The following is a 1,171-nucleotide window of genomic DNA, read 5'->3' as shown; positions in this document are numbered from 1 at the left end:
GTAAGCGCTCGACACGTACCGTCTGTTCATAAGGGCGCGGCACAGGCAATCTGATTCCCATCAGATGTAATGGGAATCAGATTGATGAAGCCAGTGGTGCATGGAAGACAACCGGGATCGAGGAACTACACGAAGGAGTTTCGGGAAGCGGTTGCTGCAGAAGCGAACGATCCGAATCGCTCGATTGCCGAGGTAGCCCGTGCGCATGGCTTGAACGCCAATATGGTCGCGCAGTGGCGAAGAAGCTTGCTAGATGCGCAACGTACAGCGTCGATACCAAACGTCGCGCTGCTGCCTGTTGAGGTGGTCGATCTGCCAGCGAAAGACGTCCCAAACCACGCTCTGGCGCAAACGCTGGATATGTCGGCGAGCCCGGCGATGCCGCCGGGCTGTGAAATCGAGATCGAGGTCGGCAAACGACGTATTCGTATCCGCGGTGTGTCGCAGGAGTTCGCCGAGCAGTATTTACGAGACTGTCTGAAGTGATCCCGCCGAACACGCGAATCTGGATCGCAGCGGGCGTCACGGACATGCGTTCCGGCTTCAACTCGTTGGCCGCGAAGGTACAAACCGTGCTGGAGAAGGATCCCTACAGCGGGCACGTGTTCGTGTTCCGGGGTAAGCGCGGCGACTTGCTGAAGTGCTTGTGGTGGTGCGACGGTGGCCTGTGCCTGCTCTCGAAGCGCCTCGAGCAAGGACGTTTCGCGTGGCCGCGCGCCGATGCCGGTGTTGTTGCGCTGACGACCGCTCAGCTCGCGCTCTTGCTCGAAGGTTTCGATTGGCGGCAGCCGATCGATGCAGCGCGCCCGAGAAGCGCATTGTAAACGTTCATTACGCGTGGAGAGCTTGTAGGTGGTGTCGTGTAAGCTCACTGCATGTCTGCTGCTCCCGCCGATCTCCCCGACGACATTGACGCGCTGAAGGCGATGGTCGCCAATTTGCGCGAGCAGCTCTCGTCGCGCGCGATCGAGATCGAACATCTGAAGCTGATGATCGCCAAGCTGCGCCGGATGCAGTTTGGCCGGAAATCGGAGAAGCTGGATCGCCAGATCGAACAGCTTGAATTGCGGCTGGAAGACCTGCAGGCCGATGAAGGCTCGGCCGATATGGCCACGGCTGCTGCAGTGAAACGGCCGAGTCGCGAAGGTGTGGGCCGCAAGCCGTTGCCGGA

At 59.9% G+C, this 1,171-nt stretch carries 3 protein-coding genes; all 3 read left to right on the top strand.

The genetic code is table 11. The features are described 5' to 3' along the window. The first annotated feature begins 84 nt into the window (after positions 1-84). A complete protein-coding gene (gene tnpA / locus ACM6JT_RS24675; protein ID WP_414857507.1) occupies positions 85-486 on the top strand; it encodes an IS66-like element accessory protein TnpA in 402 nt (133 codons plus the stop codon). Continuing rightward, positions 483-824, top strand: coding sequence for an IS66 family insertion sequence element accessory protein TnpB (gene tnpB, locus ACM6JT_RS24670; protein ID WP_414857506.1), 342 nt, complete (start codon positions 483-485; stop codon positions 822-824). The genes tnpA and tnpB overlap by 4 nt, the downstream gene beginning before the upstream one ends. Before the next feature lie 102 nt (positions 825-926). After that, positions 927-1,171, top strand: a 245-nt coding sequence (locus ACM6JT_RS24665) for a transposase domain-containing protein (RefSeq protein ID WP_414857508.1), incomplete at its 3' end; no start/stop codon positions are given.

The organism is Burkholderia sp. IT-111MI5, from assembly GCF_949752865.1.
In the GTDB taxonomy this organism is placed as follows: domain Bacteria; phylum Pseudomonadota; class Gammaproteobacteria; order Burkholderiales; family Burkholderiaceae; genus Burkholderia; species Burkholderia pyrrocinia_C.
The sequence above is the reverse complement of the archived record's forward strand: the minus strand, read 5'-3'. Positions and strand labels throughout refer to the sequence as shown.

Bases quoted from the DNA above. Each gene is read 5' to 3' on its own strand.
- tnpA (WP_414857507.1), top strand. From the start codon at position 85: ATGAAGCCAGTGGTGCATGGAAGACAACCGGGATCGAGGAACTACACG.